Consider the following 20,442-nt stretch of genomic DNA (forward strand, 5'->3'; position numbering starts at 1 on the left):
GTAAGCGGTTAGCGTTTTAATACAAATGCACTAACTTATTTTTCTAAACCTGATCCGTTAGCTATCGGATAGAATGAGCATGAAGCGCAGCGGAATAAAACGTAAAGCAGGACAGCTGCAACCGATGGAACACCAAACCCTGCTTTACAAAAAACACAAGTGAAATATTAGTCTCGATACTCATATCTCTCTTCTTGATACTAAATTATGAATACTACAACACCAAATACACTAGATTTTCAATCTGCACATCAACGGTTAAAAGGCGTGGTAAAACGCACACCTTTAGAGTTTAACGCCGGACTTTCTGCACATTACAATGCCAATATTTATTTAAAAAGAGAAGACCTGCAGATTGTACGCTCATACAAATTGCGTGGTGCCTACAATAAAATTAGCACGTTGCCGCAAGATGCATTGATTAATGGTGTAGTTTGTGCCAGCGCGGGCAACCATGCACAGGGTGTAGCCTATTCATGCAAGAAACTAGGTATTAAAGGTGTTATTTTTATGCCAGAAATTACCCCAAAGCAAAAGGTAAAACAAACCTATATGTTTGGTGGCGACAGTGTAGAGGTAGTTTTGGTTGGTGATACTTTCGACGATTGTTTGAAAGAGGCTTTGGCTTATAGCGCCGAAAAATCAGCCACTTTTATCCCTCCATTTGATGATGAAAAAGTAATTGAAGGACAAGCAACGGTTGGTGTAGAGATTTACGAAGACCTGCCGGATTTAGACATTTTGATAATGCCTGTTGGCGGTGGTGGTTTGGCCTCAGGCGTAAGTGCTTATATGAAAACCGTTAAACCTGATGTAAAACTGGTTGGTGTTGAGCCGCTGGGTGCACCATCTATGGTTACAGCAATGGAACACGGCGGCCCTTACACTTTAGAAGAAATAGACCGCTTTGTGGATGGTGCCGCTGTAAAAAGAATCGGGCATATTACTTATGAGTACTGCAAGGATCTACTGGATCAGATGCATTTAATCCCAGAAGGAAAAATATGTACCACCATATTAAAATTGTATAACGAAGATGCCATTGTGGTTGAACCTGCAGGAGCACTCTCTGTGGCTGCATTAGATCAGCTTAGAGACCAGATTGTAGGCAAAACGGTAGTTTGTATTGTAAGCGGTGGAAACAACGATATTGAGCGTATGCAGGAGATTAAAGAAAAATCTTTGCTATTCGAAGGTCTGAAACATTATTTCATTGTGCGCTTCCCACAAAGGCCAGGGGCCTTAAAATTATTCGTAAACGAGGTTTTAGGCCCACAGGATGATATTACCCGTTTCGAGTTTATTAAAAAAACGAATAGAGAAAATGGTCCTGCATTGGTTGGTATAGAACTTTCTAATAAAAACGATTATGCAAGTTTATTGCAGCGCATGAAAGATTTTAAATTTGAAATTATTGAACTAAACCAAGACCAAACTTTGTTTGAATATCTGGTTTAAAGATTAACCGCAAAAGACGCAGAATTTAACACGATCGTCATGCTGAATTTATTTCAGCATCTTTCCAATACGGAAAGACCCTGAACTACATTCAGGGTGACGCAAAAATAAAAAAATGAATTTCAAAGACTTAAGCAACCAGGCATTAATTTCAGACGGCGATATCGACTGGGAAAATTTAGGTGCAGGCGTAAAACGCAAAATCATGGCTTACGATAACAACCTGATGTTGGTTAAAGTAGAATTTGAAAAAGACGCCATTGGCACCATTCACAACCACCCACACTTACAGATGAGTTATGTAGCCAAAGGAAGTTTTGAAGTAACGATGGGCGATGACAAAAAGGTGTTAAATGAAGGAGACGTATTTTTTGCATCATCCAATGTATTCCATGGTGTGGTTTGCTTAGAAGCAGGCCTATTAATCGATATTTTTAACCCGCATCGGGAAGATTTTTTGAAATAGGTTTTAATAAATCGTCATGCTGAATTTATTTCAGCATCTATCCTGCAGGTCTGCGAAGTCTTACTTAGTTCACCTTTCGTTAGACCCTGAACTAAATTCCGGGTGACGGTCCATGAACCTCCCCCCTAAACCCTAACCAATAACCTACTCAAAAGTAAACTTCACATTCTTGTAGCCCAGCCCTTCAATAATTGGCTTAAGCACGGTTGTAGCATTAGTTCTCGTCTGCGTTAAAATGGTCGATTTTTTAACTTCAGCAGTAATTTGCCTTTCGGCTGCTTTATACGCTTCATCTACCAGGTCAGCTTCACGAAAGAAAGCCATTTTTGTATCGTAAACACGAGAGTTCTTATGGTCTATTTTTACGTAGCAAATTTCAGGCTGTGGCAAATTTACTACAGCAGTGTCCGCATCAATATCAATATCTTCACGGGTAATTTTTGTTAAGTCGATACAACCTACCGCTTCGGCCTTAACAATCAACAAAACACTAGCTTCGGGCAAAAAGTCTGTTTTATTTTTGTGTTCTAAAACATTGCTGATCTGATACCTCACCAGCTCTAATTTACCAATAGCCTCAATTTTTTCAACCAAAAGCTGATGTTTGCTTTCTACAGAGGTATTGATACTAAACTTTTTAGAGATAAATAAATACCCTGCAACGACTAAAATTAACCAGGGTAAGAGGCGAAAAAAGAGCTTCATATTGATAAAAACTTGGCTGTGAACATTTGTGTATTTAATCTGTTGCACAATAATTAATCCATAAATCTGCAATTATATTTTTTTGGCAGCAGATTTGTAATACCAATATCACACACACAAATAAACACTAATCAACATGAAAAAACTTACCATCTTAATGCTTTGCATTGCCACACTAGGTCTGGCTTCCTGCAAAAAAGAAACTGTTTATCAAGAATTAAGAGCTAAAACTTACAATTTCACTATTAACTCAAATGAATGGGTGCGCAATGCCAATGGGAGTTATTCTGTAAGTAAGCCTTTAGCCGCTATTGATGGCGTAACATTAGATGACGAAGGCGTTCTAGTCTATTTTGAGCACCCAAGTGATCCAAATGGTGATATTCAATTACCTTATACATTCAATTACAATGCTTTTAGTTATAAAGTTTCTAATGGAGGTTTAAGGTTTGATGTTCAAGACACTAATAATTTAACAGCTACAGTTCCACCTAACTATAATACTTTGGTAAAGGTTGTTATTATTCCGTCTGATTATGCTGGAAATTAAATTTTAAAAATCTTTAAAACTCCAAAAAACGACTGATGTTCAATTGAACGTGGTCGTTTTTTTTATGCTCTCCCCTGTTCAGCTGCAAGGCACGGATGTTCACACCATTTCTCTCTAAAAGCAGTTCATCGTAAAAACCTTTATAGTACACATCCTTTACTTCATAGCGCCTGCTGCTCCAACTATTGCTTATTTCGGCCCATTCGGGGTAAAATACAACGAATTCCTTTTCTGTTTTTAAACCAATTTTTTCGGCATCGGCTTTCGATAAAACCACGGCATTACCCAAAATCTGCGCAGTATAAATGTGTTTAGGATGTTGGTAAATTTCGGATGGTTTTCCAGTTTGTAAAAGTTCGCCATTTTTCAGAATCAACAACTGATCTGCCAGGAATAAACCATCGGCAGGATCGTGCGAAACTAAAATTACAGTAACCCCTGTTTCGGAGGCTACACGTTTGATATCAGCTCGTAGCTGGTTTTTAAGCAAAGCATCCACCTGACTAAACGGTTCGTCTAAAAGTAAAACCTGCGTATCGGCAACCATTGCTTTTGCTATGGCCACACGCTGCTGCTCCCCCCCGCTCAGTTCAATAATCTTTTTATTTTGAAGCGGTAAAATCCGTAAATGATCCATAATCGCCAAAGTTTTTTCCGCTTTGGTTTTAAGGTCGGTATTTGATAGTTGTGAGGCAATATTATCATAAACCTTCGCATAAATATTTAATGAAAAATCCTGCGTAACCATTTTCATCTGCTTGTGCCCAGGAATGAGTTGTTCGTCCGGTCCTTTAACCCGCTGATTTTCGAAAAAGATTTCACCTGAATCGGTTTTCAGCAATCCGTAAATGGATTTAAGTAAAGTCGATTTTCCGCTACCACTCTCGCCAATAATAGCTACCACATCGCCCCTTTTAATGTCGAAACTTACATTTTTAATTCCACCGGCCTGTTCCGCCTGATATTGCTTGGTTAAATTTTTAACGCTGATTAGGATATTGCTCACACCGTAAAGATAAGAAAAAGGTAGAGGGTTTTAAGGTGGAAGGCTTAAGTGCAAACAAAATTACACGTGCATTATATTTTATTTTTGCACGTATACAAGCATCTGTGTATCTTTACATCAATACATCTTGACGTCAGCAATTATAAGGCCATGAACACTAAACTAACCTTAACTATAGATAAGTCTGTTATTAAACAGGCAAAAGCTTATGCAGAACAGCAAGGTAGAAGCCTGTCTGCAGTGGTAGAGAATTATTTAAAAGCTGTTATCAAAAAAGAAGAGATTGTAAAAGATGATGATGAGCTTTCTCCAATCATAAAATCTTTGATGCTCCGCCCAAAAGTAGAACTACCTGATAATTATGATTATAAAAAAGAACTGGAGAAAGTCAGGGATGAGAAATATCAAAAATATTTAAATAATAATGAAAGATAACATTCTCATTGATTCTGATGTTTTACTTGATTTTTTTCTGAAACGAGAACCATTTTTTATTGATTCATCAAAAATTCTGAATTTATGTGTCAACCAAAAAATCAATGGTTTTGTTTCGGGTTTAATAATAGCCAACACGTATTATTTGTTGAGAAAACACTTTAGTCATAAAGATATTTTGGCCGACTTTAAGATATTATTTACTTTTTTAGATATTTTAATAATTGACAAAAACGTTATTTTGAATTCAATCGATTCTGAATTCATAGATTTTGAAGATGCACTCCAAAATTTTTCGGCTGAAAACCATGGATCAATTAATGCTATAATTACGCGAAATATTAAAGACTACAAAAGGAGTAAGTTAAGTGTATTAACGCCTGCAATGTTTCTAAAAACATTATAAAACAAAAAACCCTGTCTCGCCTAACCGAAACAGGATCTGTTTTATTTGTGTGTTGCTGTGTTTTAATTTAATCCGAAGGTAACCCCGAAACTCATATTTTTTAAACCAGCTTGTTGAGAAGTGGTAAACATATCGTTAAAGTAATATTTGGTAAACAAGCCTATGCCTCCGTATCCAAATCTAACTGTACCTCCGTAACGAACCGATTGAAAGTGGTAGCTATCGTATTGTTTCTCTTTACCGCGTTCTTCGCTAATCTGTTTAATTTTTCCATTTAACAAAAAGCTAACTTCAGGACCTAAAACCAGGTAAAATCTTTTACCATTTTTGTTTTCATTGGTACGGAATTCAAAATTTAATGGAATATGAACATAACTGCTAGAGAAACGGTTTTTTGAAAAATGTACAGGCGCCTGATCGGTATATACAAATTCATTAGCGTTTTTAGCAATGGTAATATCTTTTCTTAAACGGATTAAAGTCCAATCGAAACCACCAGCCACATACACTTTAAAGTTAGAGTTAAAACGGTAGCCAAGCTGTAACACGTCAAAAGAGAATGTACTGGTTTTGCCGCCTTTATAATCCAAAAAATCGTTGTTTGGAGATAGATTAAAGCTGCCATTGTCGATTAACCTGGAGAAACCCCAGTCAATCCTGGTGAAGGTAATTCCACCTACAAAACGGCCTTTTTTTACTGAGTCTGATTTAGTTTTAAGGATAATGCCATGTCCTTCGCTATAATCGATTTTCTTTTTGGTACTATCTTGTTGAGCAAAAGCACCAGGAGCCATAACACCGGCAAGCCCGCTTACCAAAAGTGTTGTATAAATTAGACGTTTCATATATGTGTGTGTTATTGAGTTATTGAATGAGTGAATTATTGAATGTTATAAAGTTGAATATGTAATATTTAAGGTTCAGATACTAGCAACTGTGAACTGCTAATTGAAAACTGTTTATTTCTTATTTCGTTTACCTATTTTAAATGGACCGATATTGATCGATGCAAGAGAAGAATCATCATCATCCGTACGGAACTGGATCAACTTATCTTTTCTCTTATCCACTTTATTTACAATAAGGTTGATCACATCGCCCATATTACGGACACCTTTATTGCTTTGTTCGTTATCGTTAACAGGTCCTTCAGTTTTAACTTCTGTTGGATTAGCAACTATTACAGTTTCCTCTTTGGGTTGCAGAATCGCCTCTTCAATTTTCGTATTGATATCTTTTTTAGGTTCCTCAACTTTTGCTATAACTATTTCCTGTTTTATCACCTCAGGTGCAGTAATTATGCTTTGTTTTCCCTTTATTGTAACAGGCCTTACGTCCTTTTTAACCTTTGTTTTGGCGATAGTGCTTACTACTTTAGGTAGAGCTGGCAAAACCGGTGCAATATTTTCAACTACTGTAGCTGGGGTATCTTTGGCAACAGGTTCCTGTACCTCAGGTTTAGTTTTTTCAATGGTATTACTGGCCAATTGTTTATGCTCACTGGTTGTATTTTGTTGTTGATAAAGCAAAATCCCAATTGTAGCCACCAGTAAAACCGCTGCAGCCGATAACCAATAAATTGGTAAAGCTCTTTTTTTCTTCGGCATTATTTCGCTTTCTATATTGCTCCATAAATCCCTCGATGGCGTTACTTCTGCATCAGCAAAAGCATCCTTAAACAACTGATCAAAATCTTTATCCCGTATAGGTTGCATAACCAAATCCCTCCATTTTTATAATTTCTTCTTTTAATATTGCCCTAGCCCTTGATAACTGCGATTTACTCGCCCCTTCCGAGATCCCAAGTGTTTCTCCAATTTCTTTGTGCGAGTAGCCTTCTATTACATACATGTTAAAAACCATGCGGTAACCATCTGCTAATTTCTGTATCACTTTCATTAAATCCTGCATACCCAAAGTACCAAAATCAAATCCGGTTGATGGCTGCTCGTAAGCTTCGTCTATTTCTACTACATTTAAGCTGCGTAAATTTTTACGGTAACTTTCAATCGCAGTATTCACCATTACTCTTCTAATCCAGCCTTCAAAAGAACCATCGCCTCTATACTCTTTTATTTTCTGAAAAATTTTAATGTACCCCATCTGCAGCACATCTTCTGCCTCCATTCTATCTTTGGCGTATCGCATACAAACAGCCAACATCTTCGATGCCGTTTGCTTGTAAAGCAGCTCTTGCATCTTCCGGTCGCCAGCTTTGCAGCCTTCCATCAAATCGTTTATTGTATAGCTTCGCGTCAATTTCATTGTGTGTTTGTATATAGAAGATGGCAGATTACAAACAATGGTTGCATGGGGTGAGAAAAAAAGTTAAATAAAGTTAAAATTAGCTCAATAGCAACTGGTTATCAATAAGATATAGTTTAAATAAATTTCAAGAAAGATATATATTTTTATTTGAAAATGAACATGCAGTATTTCACCGGGAGCAGCAGTCCCGTGCCAAAGGCACTCCTTTGGAGCCATTCGCTTCAAAGCCTCGGTTCGTTCCTCACCTTCGTGTTTTCGCTGCTATCGGGTTTAGGAACATAGGCCAGTGGCTTAAAAACAATAAACCCCGCAGGTTCTTGAAACCTATGGGGTTTGAAATTTTATGAGTTTAACCAGCCTAAACCTTACACCTTTTACTGCTCACTCTTCTTCACCTTAAACAATTTAAAATCCTGTTTATAGGTCAAGAAAAACGAGTGGTTAAACTGAAGTTGTTTATCGGTATGATCGAGATCGATATGCGGTTCGAAACGTACATCAAGATAAAAGTGTGGAATCAGTTCTTTTTGGTATGCATAACGCAACGAAACAATGTTTCTAGCACTCTGCTTCAAACCTGGACTGTACAGGTTATCAGAAACCGATTCATAAAGCGGCATACCTTTAATCGAAATAAAGTTATTGCCTTTCCAGTAAGAGGCGACCAAACTTCCCCATTTACTTTCTACACCTGCATTTAGCCATAAACCAAAGCCACCTTCGTAACCTTTTCTTTTATCAGGTGAAAAATCTTTATACACCGCAATATAGTTATCTGTATATACCTGCTTAATATTGGTGTTAATTTCCTTATGAAGTTTTAAACCCGTTGCACCGTTAAACATGGTGGTAATCGGAATTTCTTTAAGCACATCAATTTGTCCACCTTGATGGAAAGCCAAAAATTGGGCAGGCAAACTAAATTTCCAGCCATTTCCTTCAGCAATAGTACTTTCAGTAGATAAACCTCCAATAATTTCTTCTTTGGTCGGATCACCCTTATAGATCATTTTTTGCCAGGCAATCCAGGCATCCAAAGTAAATTTCTTACGTTCCACCAATAACTGCGTACCATACTCAATTGGTGTAGTTATTGTTCTTTCGAAATCGTATAAAGGTTCGATATATTTATGCTGGATATTACCTTCTAAACTACCAAAAATCAAAGTGAGATTCCGTTTATGGTATTTTACGCTGAACAATGGTTTCGCATCAGAAATCCCATTCCTGCCAAAATCCTTTCTGATAAATGCACCAGCAGTGATAGCCAGATTTGGATGTGCATAGTAAACGATTTGCGGCTGCAACTGTGTTCCATAATAAGTGTAACCATCATGAAAATCGTTAGTATACTCGTAATTGCGAACGTAGTTTAAATTATAAAAATTAAAGTGAACCTCATTGGTTAAGCTGCTATCTGGCCGGATCCGATTTTCAAAAGCCAATTGATTAAACTGAGCCGAAGCGAAATAAACACTAAAAAGAAATGGTAGTAAGAGTAAGGCCTTTTTCAGACCTGTATTTGTAGACATGGGCTTGGATTTTATCGCCCAAATTTAGAATAGTTTTTTATTAAATTATCAAGTACAGGGTATCAAGTATCAAGAAGTCGATGCAAGTTTACGCAAAGGAAACAAAGTTAATATAGGTTGACCACCAAGGCACAAAGAACGCAAAGTTTTCTTAACAGCTTTAATTAAAAATAACATTCTTGGCGACTTTGTGGCGAAGATTATTCCCCATGTTTTTTACGATAGTTCTTATACAGCTTAACTGCAATCATAATGGCCATCGCCACGCCCATTATACCAATTAAACCGTAAATCCAGTTAATGGCACTTTTAAGGATGACCACGAATACAATGGCAATCATAAAAATAGTAGCCAGCTCTCGCCATAACCTCAACTGAAAGCTTGTTAGCTTGTATTGATTATTTTTAAGCTGTTTAACGATGTTTTGGCAGATGAAATGATAGATAAGCAAACCAATAACAAAACCCAGCTTAACCCACATCCAATCGGCTTGAAGCAAATCCGAGTTTAAAGTTAACATGGATGCACCCGCCAAAACCGAAATGATCATGGCCGGGGTAGCAATAATTTTCCATAAAGTAGCCTCCATTTTAACAAATTGTTTCTGAAGGATACTTTTTTCAGGTTCAGGTTTATCGTTTGCTTCTGTGTGGTAGATAAAAAGACTAAGGATATAAAACAATCCCGCCATCCAGCTAATTACAAATACAATGTGTACTGCAAGAAAATAGTGGTAATATGGCAATAAGGTTTCTATCATACCAGATTATATTGAACAGGGCTCAATGATATTATTTTTAATTAATACTTAACTGCAAGTTACATTTTAACGTTTCAAAATTATACTCAACGTCATGCTGAACTTGTTTCAGCATCTTTTACTCAAAAAGACCCTGAAATGAATTCAGGGTGACGCATCGTTTTAATATTAATTGAATTTAGTTTAATACCTAAATTCTTTAACAACCTCAATTGCGTACCTCACATTATCGAAAGGAATATCTGGCATAATACCATGACCTAAGTTAAAGATAAATCCTTCAGTACCACGCATACGTTCGAATAACTTATGGATCTGTGCTTTAATTACCGCTTTATCGGCATATAAAATATGTGGATCTAAATTCCCTTGCACGGCAATACCCTTTGGTAAAGCATTTTTAATGTTCAATAAATCAGCATTCCAGTCAACCGAAATTACATCTGGTTTGGCCTCTGCCATAATCGGAGCAAAAACCGAACTTCCTTTACAGAAAGAAATCACCGGAATATCTTTTCTGTTTAAGTTAGCAATGATTTCCTGAATATAACGGTGAGAAAACTCCTGGTAATCATTCCATGATAAAGCAAGTGCCCAACTATCAAAAATCTGAACAGCGTTAACACCAGCAGCAATCTGAAGATTCAGGTAGTCAGCTGTTACTTTAGCAATTTTAGCTAAAAGTTTATGCGCTAGCTCTGGTTGGTTGTGTATAAAGAGTTTGGTTAATTTAAAATCTTTAGATGAACCTCCTTCAATTAAATAACTCATTACGGTAAATGGCGCACCTGCGAAACCGATCAATGGGATTCTGCTATCCAATCGTTGTTGAATCACTTTAATCGCATCGGCAACGTATTGCAATTCATCCAAACAATCAACATTTAAGTTTTCAATGTCTTTAGCGGTACGTACCGGATTTGCAAACTTAGGTCCAACACCCTGAGTAAAACTCAAATCGCCACCCATAGCCTCTCCGGTTACCAGAATATCACAGAATAAAATCGCGGCATCAATATCCAGCAAATCAACTGGTAACATGGTCACATCTGCAGCAATTTCTGGGTTTTTACACATCTCTAAAAAAGAGTATTTGTTTTTAATTTCCCAATATTGTGGCATAAAACGACCTGCCTGACGCATCATCCATACTGGTGGGCGTTCAGTTTGTTTTGAAAATGCTGCGTCTAAAAATAAGTTATTCTTCATGATTTGTATTTGCTGTCTCACTACGCGTCATGCTGAATTTATTTCAGCATCTTTCTTTAGTTAGATCCTGATCCCGAACGTTCGGGACAGGATGACGGGCTGCCTAAATTTTTAATTGCGCAAAGGTATAAATAAAAAAAAAACGAAGTACCTTTTTATCAAAAACTGGTGCTTCGTTTGTTCAAAATGACAATATTAATATTATAACTTGCTTATTTCCTTTTCAATTTTAACGATAATGTCTTTCGAGCGTTGCGTTTCGGCAAGTTCTTTGGCCAATTTCGTATAAGCTTCTGCCCTTTCTTTATCTTTCTTACGCAAAGCCAGATTAGCCAAATGGATCAGTACGTACGATTTCTCATTTTTACCTCCCACGGGAAAGCGGCTTGCCAACTGAAAATGATACTCAGCCTTATCATAGTCCTCTTCCTTCAAAGCCATATTGCCCTGCATGAATTCGTAATAACCCCTTCGGCTTTTAGCCAAGCGCTCTGGCTTAACCACCTCAGCCAATAAGGCTTTGGTTTTACCGAATTCGTTATTTTTGAAATGCTTCGATGCCATTAAAACCGAACTGTGCTTAAAATGACTCCAAACAACAAAGGCAAACAATAATCCTGAAACAGCAGCCAACTGGTATTGATTATAAAAAATACAAACCAACGCAGCCAGCACAAAAACGGCCATTAAAGCATACCTGCCTTTATTATTGTACATTAATGACTATCGGTAAATTTATAGCCTACCCCACGGATAGAGTGGAAATAAACTGGATTTTTTTGATCTGGTTCGAAATACTTACGGAACGTTAAAATAAAGTTATCGATTGTTCTGGTTGATGGGTAAACATCATAATTCCAAACCGTTTCTAAAATCTGCTCTCTTGAAACGGCATCGTTTTTACGCTCGATCAACAGTTTTAACAACATCGTTTCCTTTTTCGTTAACGGCGTGATGGTACCATCATCATGTTTCAGTTCGAAAGAGTTAAAATAGATTGTTTTATCACCGATTTTGTAAGAATTCAATTCTTTTAAATCATCAGATTTTAAACTGCGTTTAACCAAAATACCAACACGAAGAATTAATTCTTCTAAGTTGAAAGGTTTAACCAAATAATCGTCAGCTCCTTTTTTCAAACCTAAAACACGGTCTTCTGAAGTGTTTTTAGCTGTTAAAAACATAATCGGAACTTCTGCATTCTCTAAACGGATTGTTTCGCAAACCTGGAAACCATCCATCTCAGGCAACATTACATCTAAAATAATTAGATTAAAGCGTTCTTCTTTAAAAATTTTAAGAGCGGTTTTTCCGTCTTTAACGGCGTGAACTTTATAACCCTCAAGTTCAAGGTTTAATTTGATAGCGTCTAACAAGTGATCCTCGTCTTCTACCAATAGAATTCTTAATTTTTGTGACATAATTGAGATTAACTAAATGTTACTTCAAAAATACTTCCTTGAGGCAAATTGTCTTTTACTGTAATATCTGCATCATGGTATTGTAAAACCTCTTTCACAATAAACAAGCCTAAACCTGTTCCTTTCGCTTTTCTGACATTCTCGTTACCAACGCGGTAAAACTTATCAAATATCAACATTTTTTCGGCATCTGAAATACCTGGCCCCTGATCCATCACACTTAATTGAATATGCCCATCAACCTTGTTTAAATGCACATTTATCTCATCACATGGGTTCGAATACTTCACCGCATTCTCAATTAAATTCGTTACTACTGACGATAAGGCAAATTTGTCACCTACTATCTGCAAATTTGGCTGAATTTTAGCATTTATGATCTGCTCGCATCCACAAGAATGAACCTGTAGCCTATCTGTAATTTTATACACTAATTCGGAGAAGTTAAATTCTTCCTTCGGAAAAGTATACGAACGGTTTTCAATCTTGGTGGCCAACAGCATATTTTCAACCAGGTCATCCAAACGCTCAATATCTTTTAGCGAATTGTTAAGCAATGAAGTTTGGCGTGCTTTATCCAAATCACGTTTAACAATGGTTTGGATAGAAAGTTTTATCGCTGCCAAAGGCGATTTCAGCTCGTGGGTAATCGACATCAAAAAGTTCTGCTGTTGTTCCCTTAGCTTATCCTCACGTTTTAACGATTGGTGAAGGAAATACCCACCGATGCAGAGCAAAAACAAAAACACCGAACCTTCGCCCATAATCATCGTCATGCGGCTGGGCTGCAAACGCACTACCAAGGTTCCCCATGAAATGAGTTGAATAAGTGCGTAAAGCAATAATGCGTAAAATATGATTATAGATTTCTTCATTCGTCGATTTTTCCTTCGGGTTGATTACACAGATTTTTGGATTTCACAGATTGTTTTCCCTCATCCTAGCTTAAAGAAGCCTTATTTCTTAAAAACCAAATCTAATGCTTCAAAAATAGCACGTTTCGCTTTCTCCAATTCTATCTTCGTATGTGCTGAAGATACGAAACCAACTTCATATCCTGATGGGCCTAAATAAATTCCTCTATTCAATAACTCCCTGTGCATAATTTTGAATTTCTCCATGCTATTGGCATCAATATCATCAGCAGATTGGATTTTATCTTTATCGGTAAAAGCAAACCAGAAGATAGAACCAATGGTAAATACTTTAAATTTATAATTACGCGCCGTTGCAAAACGTTGAATGCTGGCCACAAATTCTTGTGCTTTATTATTCAGATCCTTATAAAAACCAGATTTACTCAATTCGGTCAAGGTTGCAATACCGGCTGCCATGGCTACCGGATTTCCAGATAAAGTACCAGCCTGATAAACACCACCATCAGGGGATATGTGCGCCATAATTTCAGCGCACGCGCCATACATCCCAACAGGCAATCCGCCACCTATGATTTTGCCATAAGTAACAATATCTGGTGTAACGCCATAATGTGCCGCTGCACCTTCAAAACCAACTCTAAATCCGGTAATTACTTCATCAAAAATTAAAAGAGAACCGTTATCGGTACAAATTTTACGCAAGAAATGGATATATTCTTCATCTTGAATAATCAATCCATTATTTGCCGGAATACCTTCTATAATTACCGCAGCAATCTGATCTTTAAACTGCGCAAAAGCCTGCTCTATGGCCGTTTTATCATTTAAAGGAACAACAATGGTTTCTTCGGCAAAAGATTTAGGTACACCGGCAGAAGAAGTTTCGCCAAAAGTAACCAAACCAGAACCTGCTTTAACCAAAAGCGAATCGCTATGGCCGTGGTAACAGCCTTCGAACTTTAAAATTTTATCGCGACCCGTAAAACCTCTGGCCAAACGTATTGCCGACATTACCGCTTCAGTACCAGAACTTGTAAAACGGATTTTCTCCACAAAACGATTGTTTTTGATAATCAGTTCGGCCAATTCGTTTTCCAAAGCTGTTGGCGCACCAAAGCTCATTCCATTCTGCATTACCTCGGTAACTTTTTCGCGGATTTTAGGGTTGTTATGCCCCAAAATTAGCGGTCCCCAGCTTCCGCAAAAATCGATAAACTGATTACCATCGGCATCCCATATATAGCAGCCATCACCTTTTTCGATAAAAAGTGGTGTACCGTAAACAGATTTAAAAGCTCTTACAGGTGAGTTTACGCCACCAGGGAAATACGTTTTTGATTTCTCGTACAGTTCGGCAGATTTTACCCTCGAAATATCAGGCTTACTGCCTGTATTTACCGGAATATCGGCTTCATTGCCTGAAAACATTTTCTTTAATGAATCTAACATTTTTATTAAGCTTAAAGCTGAAAGACTAAAGCTTAAAGCGAAAAGTAAAGCACTATAAAATGGCTTTGGTCTTTTTGCTTTAAGCTTATCTAAATCCAGTTATTATTTAAAATATCTTTTATATGGTAAGTAGTAATAATACTTGCGCCTGCGCGGGCAAAGGCATGCATGGTTTCCATTACTACTTTTTGTTCGTCAATCCATCCGCGTTCGGCGGCAGCTTTTATCATCGAATATTCGCCAGATACATTATAAACAGCAATTGGCAAATTGATATCTTGTTTTAACCGGTGGATAATATCCAGATAAGCTAAACCAGGTTTCACCATTAAAACATCTGCGCCTTCTTGCTCATCCAAAGCAGCTTCGCGTAAAGCCTCTAATGGGTTTCTGAAGTCCATCTGATAAGACTTCCTATCGCCCTTACCCGGTGCACAATCTGCTGCCTCTCTAAAAGGACCATAATATGCGGATGCAAATTTTGTAGCATGGCTCATAATGGCCGCGTTTATAAAACCGTTTTCATCCAACAGGTTTCGCACCACTTCGATACGGCCATCCATCATATCAGATGGAGCTAACATATCAGCACCTGCTTCGGCATGTGTTAAAGCCATCTTGGCAATTACCTCAACCGTTTTATCGTTTTGTACATAATCGTTTTCTAAAATACCGCAATGACCATTTGTGGTGTATGAACAAACGCAAACATCTGTAATTACATACAAATCATCGCCAAATTGTTTTTTTAACTCACGCAACGCCGTTGGCACTAAGGAATGATCGTGGTAAGCAGATTTTGCATCTTCCGATTTTTCATCACCTACACCAAAAAGCATAATCTTGTTGAGCCCTTTTTTCATTCCGTCCTCAACATCTTCTACCAGGGCATCAACCGAATAATGGTTTACCCCGGGCATAACATCAATGGCACGGGTAACATTAGTGCCTGGCACCACAAAATAAGGGTACACAAACATATCTTTTGATAACCGGGTTTCGGCTACCATCTCTCTCACCAACGGGTTTTTCCTTAATCTACGCGGACGATTTAACATATTAATTATCAAGTATTAGTATCAAGACCATAGTATCGGGCATCAAAACTATAGTATTTTCTTTTTTCCTTACGGGGTGGTTACACAGATTTTAGATTTAATGTCAAGATTATAGTATCGGGTATCAAGGCTTAATTATCTTAAACCTTAAACTCTAACCCCTCCACCCTAAACCTTTCTACCCCCTATCTTATCTCAATCCCAAATACCGCCTCAGCTAGTCCAATTTCATCAGGCGAATAAGGCAATACGTACTTCACGCCCATTTCATCAAATTTCTTACCAGTAGAGTTTCCAATAGCAATTACCTGTTGGCCTGGCTCCAATAAATTATCAGCGAAATAGGCATCAACATTTGATGGACTGGTAAAAATGAGCACATCGGCATAACTCTGGTCTATATCATCTTCGATTACCGTTTCGTAAATCGGTAGATCGATTATTTTAGCATCAGCTGGTAACGATTTTTGAATCGACTGCAAAGAATCTTGTGCTCTTGGAAACAATACCTGCTGACCACCTACCAATTGTGCAAAATCTTCTGCAACTTCGGTAATATCGCCACTCTCACCAACAAAATCGGCAATATGCCCGAATTTACGCAAGGCATCTTCCGAACCTCTTCCCACTACACCAAATTTAGTTTTCTTAGGCAGTACAGGTTTTAAGTTGAAAAAATACTCGACACTATTGCGGCTACTGAAGAAAACCCAGTCTACATGTCTTAAGATAAACTGATCTAAAACAGTTACTATTGGAAACGTACGGATTAACGAACGTCCTTCTATTTCAATATTATTATTTTCTAATGCCCTTCGGAAATAACTGTGCTCACCAATTTCACGCGAGATGAAAACCTTTGCCGGTTTCTTTCTGTCTTTATTAAACTTGTCAACAATTTTTTCTGCCAAACCTTCGGTACTGTCTGCACGTAAAAACAAACGCTCAGGAAAATCTTCTGCAGTTTCTGCTTTCGAAGTCCATATTTCGAATTTCCCGTTTTCCTTTTTGCAATAACAGCCTAAAGGCATGTGGCACCCCCCTTCGAAAAGGTTTAACACCTTACGTTCTACAGTTACGGTCTCTGCAGTATCCAGATCGTGCAGTTTTTGCAATGCATCAAAAAGCTCGGTATCATTTTCCCTGATCTGAATAGCCAAAGCGCCTTGTGCAGGTGCCGGGATAAACTCAGTGGTTTCCAATTCTTCCACATGTAAATCGCTCACATCAAGATTTAAACGCTTAACACCTGCTTTTGCGATTAAGATGGCATCGTAATCTTCATCACGGAGTTTTTGGATACGGGTGGGTACATTTCCGCGTAAATCTTCAACCTCTAAATCCGGGCGTAAGCCCAGTAACTGCGCTTTACGTCGGTTAGATGAAGTGCCAACCATTGCACCTTTTTTTAGCGATAGCTTCTGCGAAACATCTACACAATCTTTTAAAATCAAAAGATATTCACTTGCTTCCTCCCGCGGTGGTAAAGCAGCGATAATTAATCCCTCGGGATGCGTAGTAGGTAAATCTTTAAGGCAATGTACAGCCAGATCAATTGTTCCACCCAAAAGCTCTTCTTCCAGTTCTTTGGTAAAAAAGCCCTTGCCTTCCAGTTTGTCCAATCTTAAATTCAGGATTTTATCGCCCTGCGTTTTAATGATTTTTATTTCTGCTTCTATTCCAATTGCAGCCAATTCATCTTTTATATGATTTGCTTGCCATAAAGCCAGGTCGCTACCGCGTGTTCCAATGGTTAATTTCTTCACTATAAAGGTTAAATGAGTTGCAAATTTAATTTAATTAGTGGTTTATACCATGAATTGTTTAAAAATGAGACAGTGAGGTTACAGAATAGGGAATTTAAAGGATTTCTGTGACATTTACGACATGAAAGTATAACGTGGTGTAGATGTGTTACCATCTTACACCTGATCCTTTTAGATATACTATAAGTCAGATGATAATACCTGACTTCACTATGATATGTTAGCTGGTGATTGAACCATATAAAGAATGTAAGTCCATTAAGTTGGTTGCATGAAAGATACTGAAACAAGTTCAGCAGGACGACAAGGGAATTGGCTTCGGGATTTATCTAGAAAAACAAAGATTCTTCACGGCGTTCAGTATAACAAGATGGCGATCTTTGCGGTAAAATTAAGATTGATTTACCAGAATTTCTTTTGCCATTACCATCGGAACGCTGATGTATTTTTTCTCCATGTAATTCATTACACGTTCTAAAACTTCGCGTGAGGCTTCATCCATCTGGCTAATTTCATCGGCAAACACGCCATTTATAGCTGTATTTTTGATTTCTTTAATCTTTCTTGGCACTTCTTGCATGGCCAGTTCGATACGGCGTTGTTTTAAAACAGAGAAAAATTCGGTAATGTTGTTGCTGATAATTTCTTCGGCATGCACCAGTTCGTTATAACGTTCCTGGATATTTTTGCGTGCTACCTCTTTTAGCGATTCTACCTCAATATAATGTACAGGATTGTTATGAATTACTGCAGGTATAACATCATTCGGAATGGCCAAATCTACAATTACCTTTTTGCCCTGATCGCCATTTAAAAGTTTAGCGTATAAAGCTTCGTTAATAATTGCCTCGGTTGAGCCAGTACAGGTAATGATTACATCAAATCCTTCATTAAAATCTTCAAGTGCTGCTAAAGGATAAGCCTTGCCACCTAGTTCTTCTGCCAAAGATTCAGCCTTAGAAAACGTACGGTTAAAAATCGAGAAATTGGAGTATTTATGTTTGTTGAGGTACTTTGCAATGTTCTGATTGGTTTCGCCAGCGCCGATAATCAAGATACGTGAATTGCCACACATATTTAACTCTTTTAGCTTGCGGTAGGCCAATGAAACAACAGAAACAGGATTTTTCGAAATATTGGTATGCGTATAAACTTCTTTTGCGGTTTTAACCACACGATCCATAATCATACGCATGTAATCGCCAGTAAAACCTGCATCGCGACAGTTTTCGTAAGCTTTACGGATCTGGGCAAGAATTTCTTTTTCGCCAACCACCAAACTCTCTAAAGAACACGATGTTCTGAGTAAATGGTTAAAAGCTTCTTCGTTTTCGTATACGGTAACATTATCCAGAAAGCGCTCCATAAATTCAGGAGGCAGGCCCATGTCTAAAACGGTAAGAAATCTGGTTACAAATTCCTTGTCGGTTTTCTCTTTAGTAAGGAAAACAAACTCCACACGGTTACAGGTTCCGATATAGAAAATTTCGCTAACGGGAAGCTCTGCTTGAACATTCTTCAACCTGCTATCTAAACTCTGATCACATATAACTAATTTCCCTAAAGATTTCAGGTCGATGTGGTGATGCGTAAAAGCTATTACTTTTAAATATTCCAAGTGCTTCCGTTATTAACTATTATCGGGATACAAAAGTAACATGGTGAATGCATGTGACTGTCATTAACCTGTAATTTACATCAATTTAGAACGGTTTTAAATAAAGGATTTAAAGATTAAATCAAACCTCATCGATTTACGTTAGCAAACCAATCAGCATAATTTTCTTTAGATTATGTTCCTATTTTACGTTCTAGCAGGGTGTAACCACTTTTTTGTCCACTGCAGTATAATACGTAATTATGCCAAAATGGTTGCCTGCACCTGGCTTTTTAATTTATTTTTTGGGGATATTGGAGATTGTTTTTTGGCTTTTTTTTATTGATTTATCCTGATGTTGATCACTTTTCAGTCGTTATTTATTGATTAAATAATATATGTGCTTTTGAAGCGCAGTAACAGTGCTATTGGGAAAGGCTCCGTCTTGCTGTACATTCCAATCCTTTTGGATAACATCCCTAAATAACAATTTAACTATTCCAAAAGGGATTTCCATTTCCATCAGGGCTATTTAATAGGGGTTGTGATTAATATTTCCCTATTCTAAACCTCAAACACCACAACAAAATTAGATTTCGTAGGTTTATATTTTAAACCAATTCCTTTAAATTATGATTACACAAAGCAATTTTAGCCTTAGTGGTGCTGACGGAAAATTAATTATCGGCGACATCACTTTCGATGAGAAAAATCCCAACACACCTATCATACTTTTTGTCCATGGCTTTAAAGGCTTTAAAGATTGGGGGGCGCACAATTTAGTAGCCAGACATTTTGCCAGCAATGGTTACCGTTACATTAAGTTCAATTTATCGCATAGTGGTGTGCCGGTTAATAACCCAATAGATGTGACCGATATGGATGCCTTTGCCAGCAATACTGTATCGAAAGAACTTTTTGATTTAAACGCTGTACTCGATTTTATTGAAAAAGCATACGGTAAAAACACGAAGGTGAACCTGATCGGCCATAGCCGCGGTGGCGGATTATCCATTATAGAAGCCGCAAACGATTTAAGGATTAACAAACTGATTACCTGGAGTGCCATTGGCGATTTTAGCAGCCTTTGGAAAAAAGAACAGGAAGCTGAATGGAAAAAAACCGGCAAAATATTCGTTACCAATGCCCGCACAAAAGAGCAAATGCCTTTAAACGTAACCTTGTTGGAAGATTTTGAAGAAAATACAGCAACATTGAATATTTTAGAAGCAGCAAAACGGGTAAATATTCCGTGGTTGATTATCCATGGCGATGATGATGTAAATGTTCCTTTCGAAACTGCACAAACCCTGGCAGAGGCCAACTCCGGTAGCAGATTGGTTAAAATTGAAGGTGCCAATCATGTTTATGGGGCAACGCAACCTTATACTAGCGAGACTTTACCACCACTTTTATTTAAGGTTTGCGAAAAGGTAATCACTTTTATAAATGAAGTATAAATTAATTATCTTGGGCT

The 20,442-nt window shown here is 37.6% G+C and carries 21 protein-coding genes; 6 read left to right on the forward strand and 15 right to left on the reverse strand.

The annotated features are described in order from the left end of the window. Nucleotides 1–207: 207 nt before the first annotated feature. On the forward strand, nucleotides 208–1,458 hold the full coding sequence (gene ilvA / locus FHT21_RS21750; RefSeq protein ID WP_167296840.1) for a threonine ammonia-lyase IlvA: 1,251 nt from the start codon (nucleotides 208–210) through the stop codon (nucleotides 1,456–1,458). Between the two features lie 115 nt (nucleotides 1,459–1,573). Then, nucleotides 1,574–1,924, forward strand: coding sequence for a cupin domain-containing protein (locus FHT21_RS21755; protein ID WP_167296841.1), 351 nt, complete (start codon nucleotides 1,574–1,576; stop codon nucleotides 1,922–1,924). A gap of 144 nt (nucleotides 1,925–2,068) precedes the next feature. Here the strand turns inward: FHT21_RS21755 and FHT21_RS21760 are convergent, their stop codons facing one another. Then, nucleotides 2,069–2,629 (reverse strand): DUF4230 domain-containing protein, encoded by a 561-nt coding sequence (locus FHT21_RS21760; protein WP_167296842.1) that lies wholly within the window; start codon nucleotides 2,627–2,629, stop codon nucleotides 2,069–2,071. Nucleotides 2,630–2,765: 136 nt separating this feature from the next. Here FHT21_RS21760 and FHT21_RS21765 point away from each other — a divergent pair, with 136 nt between their 5' ends. Then, entirely contained in the window at nucleotides 2,766–3,179 is a 414-nt protein-coding gene (locus FHT21_RS21765; RefSeq protein ID WP_167296843.1) for a hypothetical protein, read from the forward strand. Between the two features lie 13 nt (nucleotides 3,180–3,192). Here FHT21_RS21765 and FHT21_RS21770 read toward each other — a convergent pair whose 3' ends face one another. Beyond that, nucleotides 3,193–4,185, reverse strand: a complete 993-nt coding sequence (locus FHT21_RS21770; protein WP_167296844.1) for an ABC transporter ATP-binding protein — start codon at nucleotides 4,183–4,185, stop codon at nucleotides 3,193–3,195. A 150-nt stretch (nucleotides 4,186–4,335) separates the two neighbouring features. Between FHT21_RS21770 and FHT21_RS21775 the strand changes: the two genes are divergently transcribed. After that, nucleotides 4,336–4,620, forward strand: coding sequence for a DUF6364 family protein (locus tag FHT21_RS21775; protein ID WP_167296845.1), 285 nt, complete (start codon nucleotides 4,336–4,338; stop codon nucleotides 4,618–4,620). Next, nucleotides 4,610–5,026 carry a PIN domain-containing protein gene (locus tag FHT21_RS21780; protein ID WP_167296846.1) on the forward strand — a complete coding sequence of 139 codons (417 nt, stop codon included), beginning with the start codon at nucleotides 4,610–4,612 and terminating at the stop codon, nucleotides 5,024–5,026. Before FHT21_RS21775 ends, FHT21_RS21780 begins: the two co-directional genes overlap by 11 nt. 62 nt (nucleotides 5,027–5,088) lie before the next feature. Here the strand turns inward: FHT21_RS21780 and FHT21_RS21785 are convergent, their stop codons facing one another. The 13 genes from FHT21_RS21785 to hemA all read right to left on the reverse strand — a co-directional run bounded on the left by FHT21_RS21785 (nucleotide 5,089) and on the right by hemA (nucleotide 18,986). Then, nucleotides 5,089–5,871 (reverse strand): outer membrane beta-barrel protein, encoded by a 783-nt coding sequence (locus tag FHT21_RS21785; RefSeq protein ID WP_167296847.1) that lies wholly within the window; start codon nucleotides 5,869–5,871, stop codon nucleotides 5,089–5,091. A 114-nt stretch (nucleotides 5,872–5,985) separates the two neighbouring features. Beyond that, nucleotides 5,986–6,741 carry a hypothetical protein gene (locus FHT21_RS21790; protein ID WP_167296848.1) on the reverse strand — a complete coding sequence of 252 codons (756 nt, stop codon included), beginning with the start codon at nucleotides 6,739–6,741 and terminating at the stop codon, nucleotides 5,986–5,988. Next, nucleotides 6,722–7,291, reverse strand: a complete 570-nt coding sequence (locus FHT21_RS21795; RefSeq protein WP_025146912.1) for an RNA polymerase sigma factor — start codon at nucleotides 7,289–7,291, stop codon at nucleotides 6,722–6,724. Before FHT21_RS21795 ends, FHT21_RS21790 begins: the two co-directional genes overlap by 20 nt. Nucleotides 7,292–7,668: 377 nt before the next feature. After that, nucleotides 7,669–8,826, reverse strand: coding sequence for a hypothetical protein (locus tag FHT21_RS21800; RefSeq protein WP_167296849.1), 1,158 nt, complete (start codon nucleotides 8,824–8,826; stop codon nucleotides 7,669–7,671). Between the two features lie 200 nt (nucleotides 8,827–9,026). Next, nucleotides 9,027–9,587: a CopD family protein gene (locus FHT21_RS21805; protein ID WP_167296850.1), complete on the reverse strand. Its 561-nt coding sequence runs from the start codon at nucleotides 9,585–9,587 to the stop codon at nucleotides 9,027–9,029. 183 nt (nucleotides 9,588–9,770) lie between these two features. Beyond that, entirely contained in the window at nucleotides 9,771–10,796 is a 1,026-nt protein-coding gene (gene hemE / locus FHT21_RS21810; protein ID WP_167296851.1) for a uroporphyrinogen decarboxylase, read from the reverse strand. Between the two features lie 201 nt (nucleotides 10,797–10,997). Continuing rightward, nucleotides 10,998–11,513 carry a hypothetical protein gene (locus FHT21_RS21815; RefSeq protein ID WP_167296852.1) on the reverse strand — a complete coding sequence of 172 codons (516 nt, stop codon included), beginning with the start codon at nucleotides 11,511–11,513 and terminating at the stop codon, nucleotides 10,998–11,000. Then, nucleotides 11,513–12,217 carry a response regulator transcription factor gene (locus tag FHT21_RS21820; protein WP_025146905.1) on the reverse strand — a complete coding sequence of 235 codons (705 nt, stop codon included), beginning with the start codon at nucleotides 12,215–12,217 and terminating at the stop codon, nucleotides 11,513–11,515. Before FHT21_RS21820 ends, FHT21_RS21815 begins: the two co-directional genes overlap by 1 nt. 8 nt (nucleotides 12,218–12,225) lie before the next feature. Further along, nucleotides 12,226–13,092 carry an ATP-binding protein gene (locus tag FHT21_RS21825; protein WP_167296853.1) on the reverse strand — a complete coding sequence of 289 codons (867 nt, stop codon included), beginning with the start codon at nucleotides 13,090–13,092 and terminating at the stop codon, nucleotides 12,226–12,228. An 81-nt stretch (nucleotides 13,093–13,173) separates the two neighbouring features. Beyond that, complete coding sequence (gene hemL / locus FHT21_RS21830; protein ID WP_167296854.1) at nucleotides 13,174–14,544, reverse strand: glutamate-1-semialdehyde 2,1-aminomutase; 1,371 nt, start codon at nucleotides 14,542–14,544, stop codon at nucleotides 13,174–13,176. Between the two features lie 89 nt (nucleotides 14,545–14,633). Further along, nucleotides 14,634–15,602: a porphobilinogen synthase gene (hemB, locus tag FHT21_RS21835; RefSeq protein ID WP_208399013.1), complete on the reverse strand. Its 969-nt coding sequence runs from the start codon at nucleotides 15,600–15,602 to the stop codon at nucleotides 14,634–14,636. A 185-nt stretch (nucleotides 15,603–15,787) separates the two neighbouring features. Beyond that, a complete protein-coding gene (hemC, locus tag FHT21_RS21840; protein ID WP_317169978.1) occupies nucleotides 15,788–17,368 on the reverse strand; it encodes a hydroxymethylbilane synthase in 1,581 nt (526 codons plus the stop codon). 391 nt (nucleotides 17,369–17,759) lie between these two features. Further along, nucleotides 17,760–18,986: a glutamyl-tRNA reductase gene (hemA, locus tag FHT21_RS21845; RefSeq protein ID WP_167296855.1), complete on the reverse strand. Its 1,227-nt coding sequence runs from the start codon at nucleotides 18,984–18,986 to the stop codon at nucleotides 17,760–17,762. A 611-nt stretch (nucleotides 18,987–19,597) separates the two neighbouring features. Here hemA and FHT21_RS21850 point away from each other — a divergent pair. Beyond that, a complete protein-coding gene (locus FHT21_RS21850; protein WP_167296856.1) occupies nucleotides 19,598–20,425 on the forward strand; it encodes an alpha/beta hydrolase in 828 nt (275 codons plus the stop codon). Nucleotides 20,426–20,442 lie beyond the last annotated feature (17 nt).

Source organism: Pedobacter sp. SG908 (assembly GCF_011759615.1).
GTDB lineage: Bacteria > Bacteroidota > Bacteroidia > Sphingobacteriales > Sphingobacteriaceae > Pedobacter > Pedobacter riviphilus.